Here is a 14,607-nt window from a genome sequence, read left to right as displayed (position 1 = left end):
GTGTCTACAGCTTCAGCCGCATCAGATGTATACGATAACTTTGAAGAATTGTCGGCGCATTACCAAAAAGGTATAGATTATACCATTGAAACCCAAGATATACCAAGTTCTGATACAATCATTCTAGCAATTCACGGTGGAAAAATCGAATCTGGAACTGACCAAATAGCAAAAAAAGTTGCCCTAGGTGATTACAGTTACTACATATTTAATGCTATAAAAGATGACGACTTTAAAAACGATGGGCGAAATGATTTGCATCTAACTTCTACCCATTATGACGACCCAATAGCTTTGAAAATGGTAGCACAAAAGAACAAAGTTGTTTCTATTCATGGTGCGGAAGGAACAGAAAAACTAGTTTACATGGGCGGACTTGATGTGAAATTAAAGGATAAGATTGAGGGAAAATTGTCCAGCGCAGGTTTCAGTACTGGTATACGTGACGATCTCAAGGGGACCAACCCGATGAATATCGTAAATAGGGGTAAAACTTTAAAAGGTGCACAATTGGAGATCACCGGTGCTTTGCGTACTGAACTTGAGAATGATAATTCTAAGATGGAGAAATTTGGTAATGCTATTCGATCAGCAATAGCCGAGTAAAAATGATAGTGATTTCCGTACAATTTAAGCTTTTGTAATTTCGTAGAAATGATGGAAGAGCAGGGACAATCTATCCCTCATACGATCATTATACGATGGATACATCAGTATGGTTCTGAATTGAACAAGCGGATACGTCGTCAATTAAAGAAAGTTAATGATTCTTGGTGAGTTGATGAAACGTATATCAAGGTAAAATCGCAATGGTTGTATCTCTATCGTACGATAAATTCCAAAGGTAATATAATTGATTTGGTTCTGGTGCAAAAATGTTAGTTAGAAACATAGAGTAACAACTTTCTCTTCATTTCGGGGTACTTTAAAATCTTAAGTTGATGGCAATGTGGTGCTACCCCTAATAAGCGAAATATTGTATTGTTTTATCCTAAATTATTTGTAAAGGTGGATACATAATGACAGTAAAGAAGCTTTATTTCGTCCCAGCAGGTCGTTGTATGTTGGATCATTCTTCAGTTAATAGTACACTTACACCGGGTAAACTATTAAACTTACCTGTTTGGTGTTATCTTTTGGAGACAGAAGAGGGACCTATTTTAGTAGATACAGGTATGCCAGAAAGTGCGCTTAATAATGAGAATCTTTTTAAAGGTACATTTGTTGAAGGTCAAATTTTACCTAAAATGAATGAGAACGATAGGATCGTAAATATTTTAAAGCGTGCCGGATATGGGCTAGAAGATCTTCTTTATGTCATTAGTTCTCACTTGCATTTTGATCATGCAGGAGGAAATGGCGTTTTTACAAATACACCAATTATTGTACAGCGTGCTGAATATGAGGCAGCACTCCACAGAGAGGAATATTTGAAAGAATGTATATTGCCGAATTTAAACTATAAAATCATTGAAGGGGATTATGAAGTAGTGCCAGGTGTTCAATTAATATATACACCGGGACATACACCAGGGCATCAGTCATTATTAATTGAGACGGAAAAATCAGGTCCAGTGTTACTAACTATTGATGCATCATATACGAAAGAAAACTTTGAAGATGAAGTACCGTTTGCTGGATTTGATCCGGATTTAGCTTTATCTTCAATAAAACGTTTAAAAGATGTTGTTAGGAAAGAAAATCCGATTATTTTCTTTGGACATGATATGGAGCAAGAAAAGGGCTGTAAAGTGTTCCCAGATTATTTGTGATATTGCATATAAAAAGTCATGGGCTCGTTAGCTCATGACTTTTTATCGTGGGGGTAGCACCACACATCCATCAACTTAAGATTCACTTTTGTATAAAAATTAAGGTTTTCTAAGTAGTTTTTCATTGCCTTTATATATGTTTTAAAAGTACGCATACTTGGAACAGCTTTAAAAATAAGCATTATTCGAAAAAAATGAACTGCTAAAAATAATTGAAATAAGCAAAGTTGTAGAAATTAGTATTTTAAACCACAAAGGCTCTTTTAAGAATTGTTTAATCATAAATTTTATCCAATGCATAAAGGTATAACTCCCTTCAAGAAACTTTTATTTCTAAATTAAGAATATGGTTAGTACTAAGATCTATTGTATAATTTGATTTATTCAGTGTTGTATTAGAAGGATAAAGGAGATATTAAACACTATGAAAAAATTTTTTAACTGGAAACAGTCAAAAAAGGGGCTTGTGTCCTTTGGCACTGCATTAGGGTTGGCTTTTGCTGTTTTTGATCCTGCGGTAAATAAACCTGAATCCAAACAAATGCTTCAGTTAAAAGAAAATACAGATGATGATTGCACTGATGAAAAAAATATCCTAGTAGATATAAATGACCCTGTACAATAATAAAAATAGCACTAGTTAACTATTTAAGAATTGACCTTGGTCGATTCTTTTTTTTTATTATTTCATGTGTGGCAAAAACGCCACACATGGGGTACGGAAACGATTCAAAGAATAACCCGCCACATCTGAAAATTTTTCCAATTTAGGTGGGTGTGTTTTTCTTATATTTTTCCTTGTAGATTCCTATATAAAGAAGATCTTGAAACATTGGTAATTTCACAAATTTGTTTTACTGTCATATTTCCTTCTTCATACAGCTTAAGTGCATAATTCATTCCAGCATGCTTTTCATGATACTTTTTAACTCTTCCTTGATACTTTCCTTCTTTTTTTGCAAGGTCTATTCCTTCTCGTTGACGCATTCGAATTAAGTCCCGTTCTAATTGGTTTACTCCACCCATAACCGTCATCAAAAAGTGACTATATGGATTTTCTTCAGATAGATCCAACCAAGTATCCTTTAATGATTTTAAATTTGCCTTTTTGTTTTTTATGTAGTCAACTAATTCAAATAAGTCCCGTGTACTACGAGTAATTCGAGTTAAGTCCGTTACATAAACTGTATCGCCTTCTCTCAGGTCGTTTAACATATTTTGAAGTTCTGGTCTGTCTTGTGTAGCACCTGACACTTTTTCTTCATATATAATATCCACTTCAATTTCCTTCATTTGTTGTAATTGTCGCTTAGGATTCTGATCAACAGAACTTACTCGTACATAACCTATTTTTCTCATATTCTACTCTCCTATTTTGAAACAAGTCATATGGGACACTCTGAAGGGTTCTGGTGCAAAAAACATTTGATAGGGACATAGAACCTATATAGACTGTTCAATGACAGTTTATGATGCAATTTCAAACAATTTATGTATGAATCTAACTTCATTTTGGGCAGGCTTTACCCGTGGGTGAACTATGCCCAAAATGAGGTTGAAGTCATTCATAAGTTATTTAGGTTAGCTGCTTAACTTCAAGGTTAATGGGATATTGCTATTCTATGGTTCTAGCGAATTATTTTTGCACCAAAACCTCTTTTACTATGTATAAATCGTAATAAGTTAAGATTTCCTTAATCTATTACCGAGATAGTGACACATCCTATAATTATTCTCTTCTCGATTAACAGCTTTACTAATTTAAATTATTCAAAACCCAACAAATAACGACATTTTATAAAAATATGTCGTTATTTGTTGGGTTTTATTATAAGATATAAAACGTAATATTAAGATTTAAAGGGAGTGTGGTTGAATGTCCGTTCTAAAAAACAGCAAAATTGGTACGAAGTTGAATACATTAATGATTACAGCTAGTGTCGCATGTATTCTCTTATCCATTATAGGGGTTATCTCTTTAAAAAAAACAGGAGAAGCTTCTGCAGATATGTATGCCAACAGATTACTTCCAATTTTTTGGATACAATCTGTAGAATCTAATTTCTACGACGCTAATAGTAAATTTATGGAACTTATGGTTACAACTGATGAAAAAAGAAACAAAGAATTAGCAAATAATATAGCCGAACTACGTAAGGAAAATGATGAGTTATTAAGACACTATGAGTCTAAGATCAACTCACAAGAAGAAAAGCAATTATATGAGAATTTCCAAAAAAACTTTCAAGAGTTTGAAACTCGAATGAAAGAAGCACAAGATTTAGCATTAACCAATGACAATGAAGGAGCTTATGCTTATTATTTAAAAAACACTGAGCCTGCTATGCACAATGCAATTAATTCTATTCAAGAACTTGTGAACTATAATAATAGCCAGGCAGAAAAATTACAAAAAAATAATACGAACAGTGCACATACTACAATACTGATGTTTATTATGATTTCCGTTATTGCAACTGCAATTATTATATGTATTGGATATATCATTAAAATAGCGATTAAACGTCCGATTACTTTATTACAACATGATATGAAAGAAGTAGCAGCTGGGAATTTAGTAGTACGTACTTCTTATGAAGCAAATGATGAATTAGGAAATATCGTTACTTCTTTTAATGATATGTTAGACAATTTGGAACAACTAATTGAGAAGATAAAGGTAACAACACACGAGGTTACTTCTTCGACTGATCGTATGTTGCAAAATACAAAACAAGCATCTCAAATCTCTAACGAAGCTGTTCAAACGATTCATGAAGTAAACAAACAAATAGTAGGACAAGTTACGAGTATTCAAGAAAGTTCAACAGCAATGAGTGATGTAGCAAATGGAGTGCAAACAGTAGCTGAATCTGCATCAACTGTTGCTGAAGTGTCTGTTATTACAACAGATCGTGTGGATAGCGGTAGTGAAGTAATCAAGCAATCTATTACTCAAATGAATAATGTACATAAAGCTGTGGAAGAAACATCTACAATGATAGAGCGTCTTGTGATGCGTACACAAGACATAGATAAAGCTTTAGATGCGATTACGAATATCGCCGAACAAACAAACTTGCTTGCTTTAAATGCTGCAATTGAAGCAGCGCGTGCAGGGGAAAATGGAAAAGGTTTTGCAGTTGTTGCAGCTGAAGTGCGAGAATTAGCTGAACAATCAAAGCAATCCGCACATGAAATTAATGATTTAATTAAAGCAATTCAACAAGATACAAAAGATACCGTTCAAATTATGAGAAAAGGTCAAGAAGAAGCGGAACAAGGAAGAAATGCTGCTAATGAAGCAGACGAGGCCTTTTCAGCAATCATGACAGACATTCATAAAATAACACGTCAAATCCAAGAAGTATCAGCTACAACAGAAGAAATGTCTGCTGGAACTGAAGAAATTAACGCTTCCCTATCAGTAGTATCAGAAACTTCTACAAACGTAGCGAAAGATACAAATCAAACCGTACAAGCTATTCAAACACAAGCATCATCCATTACAGAAATAATAAATCAATCTATGCAAATAAAAAGAAAAATTGAAGAATTAGAAAGGTTAATTTCACAATTTAAAATTAAAGAATAAAAATTATTTATAAAGGTGGAATTATTAGTTCCACCTTTTATTAACGGGGTAGAAACACCTCACCATCAACTTAAGAAATTGGTTGCTCCCCAAAACGAAAAAACGAGTTGAATTCTCATAAATAACTGCAAAATAATATAAACTTCGTTTTGGGGATACTTCAAAATATTAGCTTGATGGGCATGCGGCTGTGCCCAAAATTTATTCAAACTTTTAGGTTTATTACCTTTGAAAAATCCAATTTGTATTGTATCATCTTTATTAGTTTTGTTTTTTTATTTGAATGTTTTTCCGATTAATTCAATAGGTATAGAGGAGATTATAGATGGAATTAACAAAGCTACATAGTGTGATAGAAGATAAAAGGAACGAATTAATTCAATTCGTTATCGAATATGGTATCAACCATAAAAAGGTACTTACATTAAGTCGAGAATTAGATTGTTTAATTTTTAAGTTCATGAAAGGACAATGAAGAATTTTTTCATGAGATTTATACTTATTATATTTTGGAGTGGTGTACACATTTTAACCTTTTTATACCCTAAAAAATTCTCAAAACTCGATATTACTTATTTTAATTGAGATTTTGATTTAGAGATGAGTTTTGAGGCATATTTTGAGCTATTTACATCCTATTTTAGATTTAATTTCCTTTGTCTCAAATACCACTGTTTTTGAGACTAAATAAATCACTTAGAGTAGTAAAATCAACGTTTTTTTGTGTCGAAATTTGTTTAACATATGTTTTCGTTAAAATGTGGACGGGACCCCTATTTAGAGTTAAAAATAACTAATAAACAATATATAGGGATTATTAATAATACATCTTAAATTCCGGTTATTTTAAATCATTTATTATTCGATACCGAAAAGGAGCATTATATGGAAATGATCTCTAGTACTTATAATTTACCCCTTGTTGTTCTTTCTATTATTATCGCAATTGTGGATTCATTTGTTGCATTAAATATAGGGGTTCGCATCCATTTATCAAAAGGTACGGCTCGCAACATTTGGTTATTTAGCGGAGCATTTGCAATGGGGATGGGAATATGGTCTATGCATTTTGTAGCCATGCTTGCCTTTCATTTATCAATTCCTGTAACCTATAATGTAACTTTGGTCATTGTATCCATTATCCCTGCTATTATTTCATCCTGGTTAGCTTTATATATAGTGGGTAAACCTTCTGTGAGCATAACCCAGATGATTATGGGAACTCTTTTCATGGGGACGGGTATTGTCTCTATGCATTATATCGGGATGGAGGCAATGGAGATGGCTGCAAAAATTGTATATAATTCTCTTCTACTAACTCTTTCTGCCATTATCGCTTTTGTTAGCTCTTTCATTGCTTTATACCTTTTACTTTCACTACGTCAGGATTCCAACACAACGGGATATCAGATAAGAAAGATTAGTAGTAGTATTATCATAGGTATCGCTATATCAGGCATGCACTATACTGGAATGGCATCAGCCATGTTCCAATCCCATCAACATCAAGCAGGTTTAATGAAATCATCATTCGATAATATCCTTTTTGCTTATGCTATTGGGATTGTCATGTTGATTATATTAGGATTGTTATTCATTAGCATTTTTATTGATAAGCGAGCTGACTTTAAAGCTTTAGAATCAGAGCATAAGTTTCGTTCAGTGATTGAGTCTGCTAATGATGCTATTATTTTAGCTGATAAAAAAGGGACCATTATGTCATGGAATAAAGGGGCTAACCTTCTTTTTGGTTATCAAGAAAATGAAGTTTTAGGAAAGAATCTACAAATTATTATTCCAGAAAGATACCATGCTGCTCATCAAAAAGGAATGAAACGTTACCATTCAACAGGTCAACTCCATGTTAATGGCAAAACAGTTGAATTACAAGGACTTAGAAGAGACGGAAGCGAATTTCCGTTAGAACTCTCTATTGCGACTTGGAAAGCTGATGGCGACACCTATTTTAGTAGTATTATTCGGGATATTTCGGAACGCAAACAAGCGGAAGCAAAAATCAACCACATGATTTATCATGACCCTTTAACAAACTTACCAAATCGTCATTTACTGAATGACCGACTGAATCGAGCGTTAAATCAAGCAAGTGAAAATAAACAGATGCTCGCTATTATGTTTATGGATTTGGATCGCTTTAAGTACATTAACGATACTTTAGGGCATGCTATGGGAGATCATTTATTAATCAAGGTTGCTAAAGAAATGGATGCTTGTTTAGGTAAACGCAATACGATTGCCCGCCAAGGTGGCGATGAATTTATCATTCTTCTTTCAAATACAACTCAAGATGAAGTTACGGAGTATGCTCAAAAAATAGTAAATTTATTTAGTCAACCGTTCAGAATCCATAAACATGAAATGTTTGTAACTCCATCAATTGGAATTAGTTTATATCCTACTGATGGCCGGGACATAGAAACTTTAATTAAAAATGCAGATGCAGCCATGTACCATGTAAAAGAACAAGGCAAAAATAATTTTCAATTTTACACGCCTGATATGAATGAAATTGTATCGAAGAAAATGAATTTAGAGAACGGAATGCGTAAAGGAATAGAACGTGGTGAATTTAAGCTTTACTATCAACCTCAAGTAGATGTCGTTTCAAGAAATGTAATTGGGGTAGAAGCTCTCATTCGTTGGCATCATCCTGAATGGGGAACTATATCACCAGCTGATTTTATCCCCTTAGCGGAGGAAACAGGTTTAATTATCCCAATTGGAGAATGGGTACTTTATGAGGCTTGTCGTCAAAATAAAGAATGGCAAGATAAAGGATATTCTCCTTTACGCGTAGCTGTTAATATTTCTTCAAGGAATTTCCAACAAAACAACTTAGTTGAAAGAATTAGTAAAACATTAAAAGAAACAGGACTTGACCCTCGATACCTTGAACTTGAATTAACAGAAAGTATTATCCAAGATTCTAAGTACGCTATTGCTACTATGCATAAATTAAAACAAATGGGTATCCGTCTTTCTATTGATGATTTTGGAACGGGCTATTCATCCTTAAGCTATCTCAAACATTTTCCAATTGATAATTTAAAAATTGATCAATCTTTTACAAAGAATATAAATACGGATTCAAGAGATGCCGCACTCGTCAATACCATTATTAATATGGCTCATAGCTTAGATTTAAAAGTAGTTGCAGAAGGTGTTGAAACGAAGGAACAACTTCATTTCCTTCAACAACAACAATGTGACAAAGCGCAAGGATACTTCTTTGGCCGTCCTATGCCTGCGGAAGAACTATCAGTTACTCTAAATGAGCAATTGCTATTACAATAATAATAGAAAATAGGGTTCTGGTGCAAAAATCATTTGACGGAGACATAGAAACCTATATAGACTGTTCAATGGCAGATTATAATGCAATTCCAAACAATTTATGTATGAATCTAACTTCATTTTGGACAGACTTCACCTGTAAGTGAAGTTGTCCTTTTTTCATCATATGCACGGTTTCAACGCCACTCAATATAGAAGTGGCTGTTTCATATGACTTGAATCCTAACATAAAGCGCACACGTTTCTTAATGAAACGGTGATCCTGTTCCACTATATTATTGAGATATTTAACTTGCCTTATTGTATGACTTCAGGCATATGTTTCTCTTCTTTTAATTCTTGAATTGCTATATAGGCAGGGTTCTTATCTACTGTTATCACGCGAGGTTTACAAATATGAGAAGCAGCCAAGGCTTTCTTGAAAAAGCACTTGGCTGCTTGTTTATCTCTTGATTCGCTGAGATAAAAGTCAATGGTATTTCCTTCTGAATCGACTGGGCGATATAAATACATCCATTGACCTTTTACTTTCACATACGTTTCATCGACTCTCCAGGAATCATTTGTTGTCTTAAGATAATGTCGTACTCTTTCATCTAATTCAGGTCCATATTGATGCACCCAACGCATAATGGTGGTGTGAGCAATAAACAAACCTCGTTCCTCCATCATTTCCACCAAATCACGAAAACTTAGGCTGTACCGAAGGTACCATCTCACCGTTAATAAGATAATATCAGGTTGATAGTGCTTCCATTTGAACAAATTTTCCTTTTTCATACTGATCACACACCTTTTTTAGAGTAATAGTATCAGTATGTCCAAGATTTAGAGATTACTTGCAATTTCCTTGAAGTTTTTGCACCAGAACCCTTTCATTTTCCTTTAATAGATTAAATATAAATAAAAATATAGGTTTTTAGGTAAGAATTCTATATTTACCTATACCTATATTTTCACTAATTTATTATGATATCGATGTTTATTTAAAGTGAATTGATTAAAGTAGCAAATCCACTGTTTTTTTATTTTGCAAAAAAAAGAACCTAGAGTAGTCTAGGTTCATCCAAAGGAAAGATACAGTTAAAAAAATTATTGCATCTAAATAATACGGTATAAATAAAATATATGCAAGAGTTTATCGTGAGGAGGAGTTAAAACATTTTACTTCCTATTTAATATAGAGGTGGTGTGGTGATGTGACGTGAAACAAAAACACGAGTTAGCACAAGAGGATTACATGCAAGGTATGAAGTGTAAAGAGCTTGCTGAGAAATATGAGGTAAACATAAATACAATTAAGTCTTTCCCCCTTTTCGAGGGGGTGAGCAAAAATACCCATATTCTACTCTCCTATTTTGAAACAAGTCTTATGGGATACTCTGAAGTGGAGATAAATTTCAAATTGTAGGCTTTGGAACATTTGAAACCATGGAATTCCTCGATGGGGATTTGATGGAGACAAAATATATAGTGTTAGATTCCCTAGGATTCCAATTTCAAAAGTCCGTTATCAATTAGAAGTAGATGATAGGTTAACAGAGATACGATCAGATGCCACATATGATAGCAATGGTATAAGAAGTGTCGGGTTCTATCTATTCAACCTTCATGGAATTCCATCATCCAGTAACATAAAGATATATGCTGTTGATGAAAAGGATGACAACATAAAAGCTATAGTAGCAGAATACACTCCTATTTAATATTCAAATGATAAGAACATTTTTATAGAATTAAAGCATCTAATATACATTAGATGCTTTTTCAATTATGAATCCACATTATTAATAATAAATTTAGGGCAAAAATAGAGAAAGTTAACAAAGAGCGTTTTTTATAGGTAATAATTATATAGGGGTTCAACCGCATCGCTATCAAGCTAAGAAAATACAACTCCCCCAGAACGAGATTTTATCTTAACTTGTAATAAAAAAGCTCATTTTTTTGTTTTGGGGTGGATTTGTTTTCTTAAGTTGATGAGCATGTGGAGGTACTCCTGTATAAACATTTATTTATTATGTGATAAAACGCAATGCATATCACATAATAAAATTATCGTAAACTAAATAATTATACTTAGAAAGTTGAAATAATAAGAGCCATAGAAGAAATATGATTCTCTTTGAATCTATAAAAATATAAAAAAGAATTTATTCCAATTCTCTTCAAGTAGGGGCATGTGTTGATTGATGTGATTATGCCCCCTATATTATTTCTATTTATAAAATCTATTAAACCGAATTATAGTTGTGTAATTTTTATATAATAAATAAGAATAATTCTGAAGAAATATATATATATAAATAATGTTTCTTGCATAAGGCTTTTAAAAGAAAAAAGGTTATTCCTTGATGAGAATTGAGCACTATCCATTATGTAGATTTTAATTATTTCCCTCTTTTAATGTACTCATATATGTCTTAACAGCTTGAAATAAAAATTCTTCTTGCCCTAAACCTGCAACCGTTGCCATTTTAATGACTTGTTTTTTAAATTCATGATCTGCATGAAATGTTAATGGTTCCATATTACTTTTAAAGAAGATTCCTTCAGCATGTGGTAATATAGAACCTGTTTTCATATGTGAATGTAAATACCTAATCTCTTCTTGAAATTGAATCGGATCAACCTTACATACAAAGGGCTTAATTTCTATATGAATTGTATCTTGATCCACAGATAATCGCATATTTGTAGAGCCAATTTCTCTATAAAATAATGTAATTAATTTGTACGTAATAGAGTCAAAAAGCTGCGGTCTTTTAAATTTAAATGAGAGATATCCACGTTTTGTAATAACTGCTTGCTTTTCAAAATGCTCCACTTTGTATCCACGAGCTATGTATTCAGATAGAGGAAAGATTTCTTCCTCTTGTGTCATGACTTTTCCATCTTTTCCGTTTATCTCTATAATACGAGCTAATTTAGATGTTTCATTGTGTGTGAGTAACTGAAATAAATGCACTTCAGTATCCTCAATCTTGGTAATAAATGTTTTTCGCTCTTTCGTAGTGGTTTTTGCATAATGAAGTTGAAAGGTTTGTAAATCGTCTTCCGAAATCATATAAACTAGTTTTCCACGCTTCTCGATTAATGTTGCGGGCAACTTTCCAGATTTAATATAAGTAAAGATAGTAGATGGTGCCACGTTTAAAAGTTCAGCTGCTTCTTTAGTGCTTAAGCCTCTTATCTCTTCTTCATTTATTAACTTTTCAATATCTTCTAAGTAAAATATTTTGCTACCAAATTGTTTCCAATTATCTTTATATACACATTCTATTAGACCCTCTTTTTCTTTCTTCAAAACGGTCTGTACAGTTACTCCTAATATTTCAGCTGCTTCTTTGGTAGTTACTGTCGGCTTCGAGATAAATAATAAATCTTGTGACATTAATACAATGCCTCCTAATCTATAAACTTATATTTATATTATATCAGAGTATTTGATATATATTAAACCTATGGATATTATAAATCAAAATTCATTGTGTTTATATAAGTATTTAAAACATGATATGTAATTTATTAATTATTAAACTTCTAATCAATATTTAAATATAAATCAATTGAAATAGATTAGATATATTCTTTAAACTAACAATCATTTAATAATAAATTATAAAAAAATAAGTGTATATTTAAATATAGAAGAATGGGGGATTCTTACCGAAAAAAGATGATTTTTAATTTATATAATTTATGTAAGTAAATTCAATTACGTATTATAATGTATTATAAGATAATATATTAAGAATCTATACAGAAAGTGGGATAGTAATTGTATGGATAATAAAAATGGAAAAGAAATTATACCTATTAAAAACAATCAAAACGAATTTATAGATACATATATAGATAACATAAAAGATGTTGTTACCTTTTTGAATAACAGTCATTATATAAATGATGTAGAACAAAAAATGGAAGCAGCAGAAAGAGAGGGGAAGGGAAAATACGATTTCCTGAGTGACCTTGAAGTGATTTACCACTTTGTACATATGCAAAAAGATATGGATGAAAAAAAGAATAGAAAAGAAGATACCAAGAAGAGCTATTTAACTGAAATACTATCATTTTGCCAATGTATGGTGCAGCATGCAGAAGCATTTGAGATAGATGGGGCAGAAGTAACGAAAAAAGATTCCTTATTAAAAACACTAAAACCTTGGCACATTCGAAAATTTAATAACTGGTTAAAACAAGTAAAGAATGGCCGAAATGAATCCAAATATGCAGTCGCAACACTTGCAAAGAAGACGGTTTTAATTCGTTCATTTCTAAAACACTTGTATGGGTTTGGATACATAGAAAAACCACTTCATGAAGAAATGCAGCAGGCAAATGTAAACGCACAGGATCGACCAAACCGCGATTTATCTTATGACGAGGTTATGAAGATACTTGGTTTTTATAAAGATAGAGGACATTTAGTGAATTACACGATTCTGCTTGCATTAGCAAGTACTGGAGCACGTATTCAAGAATTTTGTACAGCAAAGGTAAAAGATTTACATTACGATGGAAAGTACTGGCTAAAAGTAACAGGAAAGGGGAATAAAGTACGTGAACTTTTCATTTCAGAATATTTGTATCGATGTATTTGTGAAATGAGAAAAAGAAGGGGATTTGAGACAGTATTGAACCAGGGAGATGAGAATCCTTTATTTGTGAATCAAAGAGGCAACTTTTATAGTGCCAAAACACTATCTAACCAGGTAACGGATATGATTAAAAAAACAAATTTAGATTTCTTAAAACATCGTGAAAACCCTGTAACTGCACATACATTTCGTCATGCTTTTGCGATTATGGCGGTAGAGCAGGGAAATGCTGATTTGTATCATCTTATGCAAACATTGGGCCATGAAGATATACAAACAACAAAGATTTATTTAGAAAAGCACATGAAACGTAAAAATAATGTGGGGACTACTTTTGCAGATATGTTGAATTAAAAGTAGAAAGACAATGAATAACAAAGAATTTCAATATATGTATCAAAGTAAACGATGAATAAAACGGTTCTGTTGCAAAGTTTCCGAAGATATAAAGAGATGGGGAATGTTATGGACCAGTTTTATGAAACTATTAATAATTCATGTAATGCGTTATACGTCGAAAAAACGAAGTTTGGTTGAAGACTTCGTTTTTGTTTGTATATAGCATGAACAGTTTCTATACCTTTAATAGTACGTGAGGCATGGCGAAGACTTTGAAATCCTAAAGAACGGGAGAATCGACGTTTCACATGCCGGTGATCTTGCTCAATGATATTATTGAGGTACTTGATTGTACGATGAAAGGTATTTTTGTAAAGGCCTATCTCCTTTAATTTTTTGAATGCGGAAGCTAAAGAAGGGGCCTTATCTGTCGTCAGAACCGTTGGTTCTCCAAAAGATTGAACAAGTCTTTTCATAAAAGCATATGCTGCTTGTGTGTCCCGTTTTTGACGAAGTTGAATATCAAGTGTTTGTCCCTCTTTATCGATTTCTCGATATAAATAACACCATTTCCCTTTCACCTTGATATAGGTTTCATCCAAACGCCAAGATAATAATGTGTTTTTGTTTTTCTTTTTCCAAATTTGATAGATAAGTTTTCCATATTCATGAACCCAGCGCATGATAGTTGTTGGATGAATGGAAATACCACGTTCTTTGAGAATTTCAGACACATCGCGATAACTTAAAGAAAAACGACAATAGTAGCCAACGGCTATTAAAATAATATCCTTCTTGAACTGTTTTCCTTTAAAATATCCCATCTGTAATTCTCCTCGTTTTCTTTTTCGAAAGTGTAGCTTAGTTTAGAAAACTTTGCAACAGAACCTTTAAGGCTATCTAATCAACTACATTTATTTAACAAAAGGAAAGTAATATTTATTTGTAGAAAATTTTTAAGGATAAAAATAGGATGAATATC

10 protein-coding genes and 2 pseudogenes are annotated in these 14,607 nt (G+C 32.6%); 8 read left to right on the top strand and 4 right to left on the bottom strand.

Translation table 11 applies throughout. The annotated features are described in order from the left end of the window. From AB1284_RS26420 to AB1284_RS26405, 4 genes and pseudogenes are all read left to right on the top strand, one after another. On the top strand, positions 1-606 hold a 606-nt coding region (locus AB1284_RS26420), incomplete at its 5' end, for a poly-gamma-glutamate hydrolase family protein (protein ID WP_429762103.1). A gap of 18 nt (positions 607-624) precedes the next feature. After that, positions 625-867, top strand: a pseudogene (locus tag AB1284_RS26415) (DDE-type integrase/transposase/recombinase); the annotation flags it as partial. 152 nt (positions 868-1,019) lie between these two features. Beyond that, on the top strand, positions 1,020-1,772 hold the full coding sequence (aiiA, locus tag AB1284_RS26410; protein ID WP_429761888.1) for a quorum-quenching N-acyl homoserine lactonase AiiA: 753 nt from the start codon (positions 1,020-1,022) through the stop codon (positions 1,770-1,772). A gap of 424 nt (positions 1,773-2,196) precedes the next feature. Beyond that, the gene (locus tag AB1284_RS26405) at positions 2,197-2,397 is read left to right on the top strand and encodes a hypothetical protein (protein ID WP_429761887.1); all 201 of its coding nucleotides are present in this window, start codon (positions 2,197-2,199) and stop codon (positions 2,395-2,397) included. 161 nt (positions 2,398-2,558) lie between these two features. On the opposite strand, the gene AB1284_RS26400 is transcribed toward AB1284_RS26405, so the two are convergent. Then, entirely contained in the window at positions 2,559-3,131 is a 573-nt protein-coding gene (locus AB1284_RS26400; RefSeq protein WP_429761886.1) for a recombinase family protein, read from the bottom strand. Positions 3,132-3,648: 517 nt separating this feature from the next. Between AB1284_RS26400 and AB1284_RS26395 the strand changes: the two genes are divergently transcribed. The 3 genes from AB1284_RS26395 (at position 3,649) to AB1284_RS26385 (ending at position 8,682) form a co-directional block, all read left to right on the top strand. Next, positions 3,649-5,367, top strand: coding sequence for a methyl-accepting chemotaxis protein (locus tag AB1284_RS26395; RefSeq protein ID WP_429761885.1), 1,719 nt, complete (start codon positions 3,649-3,651; stop codon positions 5,365-5,367). 325 nt (positions 5,368-5,692) lie between these two features. Further along, positions 5,693-5,842, top strand: coding sequence for an aspartyl-phosphate phosphatase Spo0E family protein (locus tag AB1284_RS26390; protein WP_377881862.1), 150 nt, complete (start codon positions 5,693-5,695; stop codon positions 5,840-5,842). A 410-nt stretch (positions 5,843-6,252) separates the two neighbouring features. Next, positions 6,253-8,682: an EAL domain-containing protein gene (locus tag AB1284_RS26385; RefSeq protein ID WP_429762102.1), complete on the top strand. Its 2,430-nt coding sequence runs from the start codon at positions 6,253-6,255 to the stop codon at positions 8,680-8,682. Between the two features lie 76 nt (positions 8,683-8,758). Here the strand turns inward: AB1284_RS26385 and AB1284_RS26380 are convergent. Together AB1284_RS26380 and AB1284_RS26375 are read right to left on the bottom strand one after the other, a co-directional pair. Beyond that, positions 8,759-9,462 (bottom strand): annotated as a pseudogene (locus AB1284_RS26380) (IS6 family transposase). Positions 9,463-11,068: 1,606 nt separating this feature from the next. Then, a complete protein-coding gene (locus AB1284_RS26375; RefSeq protein WP_429762101.1) occupies positions 11,069-12,076 on the bottom strand; it encodes a helix-turn-helix domain-containing protein in 1,008 nt (335 codons plus the stop codon). A gap of 391 nt (positions 12,077-12,467) precedes the next feature. On the opposite strand from AB1284_RS26375, the gene AB1284_RS26370 reads away from it, so the two are divergent. Further along, positions 12,468-13,640 carry a tyrosine-type recombinase/integrase gene (locus AB1284_RS26370; RefSeq protein WP_429762100.1) on the top strand — a complete coding sequence of 391 codons (1,173 nt, stop codon included), beginning with the start codon at positions 12,468-12,470 and terminating at the stop codon, positions 13,638-13,640. 122 nt (positions 13,641-13,762) lie between these two features. Here AB1284_RS26370 and AB1284_RS26365 read toward each other — a convergent pair whose 3' ends face one another. Continuing rightward, positions 13,763-14,449, bottom strand: a complete 687-nt coding sequence (locus tag AB1284_RS26365; RefSeq protein ID WP_429762099.1) for an IS6 family transposase — start codon at positions 14,447-14,449, stop codon at positions 13,763-13,765. Positions 14,450-14,607 lie beyond the last annotated feature (158 nt).

Origin of the sequence: Bacillus sp. S2(2024) (assembly GCF_050474045.1) — a bacterium.
Taxonomy (GTDB): Bacteria; Bacillota; Bacilli; order Bacillales; family Bacillaceae_G; genus Bacillus_A; species Bacillus_A yunxiaonensis.
The sequence above is the reverse complement of the archived record's forward strand: the minus strand, read 5'-3'. Positions and strand labels throughout refer to the sequence as shown.

Excerpts from the sequence above, each read along its gene's own strand:
- aiiA (WP_429761888.1), top strand. The coding sequence starts at position 1,020 with ATGACAGTAAAGAAGCTTTATTTCGTCCCAGCAGGTCGTTGTATGTTG.
- AB1284_RS26370 (WP_429762100.1), top strand. The coding sequence starts at position 12,468 with ATGGATAATAAAAATGGAAAAGAAATTATACCTATTAAAAACAATCAA.
- AB1284_RS26390 (WP_377881862.1), top strand. The coding sequence starts at position 5,693 with ATGGAATTAACAAAGCTACATAGTGTGATAGAAGATAAAAGGAACGAA.
- AB1284_RS26400 (WP_429761886.1), bottom strand. The coding sequence starts at position 3,131 with ATGAGAAAAATAGGTTATGTACGAGTAAGTTCTGTTGATCAGAATCCT.
- AB1284_RS26375 (WP_429762101.1), bottom strand. The coding sequence starts at position 12,076 with ATGTCACAAGATTTATTATTTATCTCGAAGCCGACAGTAACTACCAAA.
- AB1284_RS26395 (WP_429761885.1), top strand. The coding sequence starts at position 3,649 with ATGTCCGTTCTAAAAAACAGCAAAATTGGTACGAAGTTGAATACATTA.
- AB1284_RS26365 (WP_429762099.1), bottom strand. The coding sequence starts at position 14,449 with ATGGGATATTTTAAAGGAAAACAGTTCAAGAAGGATATTATTTTAATA.
- AB1284_RS26385 (WP_429762102.1), top strand. The coding sequence starts at position 6,253 with ATGGAAATGATCTCTAGTACTTATAATTTACCCCTTGTTGTTCTTTCT.
- AB1284_RS26405 (WP_429761887.1), top strand. The coding sequence starts at position 2,197 with ATGAAAAAATTTTTTAACTGGAAACAGTCAAAAAAGGGGCTTGTGTCC.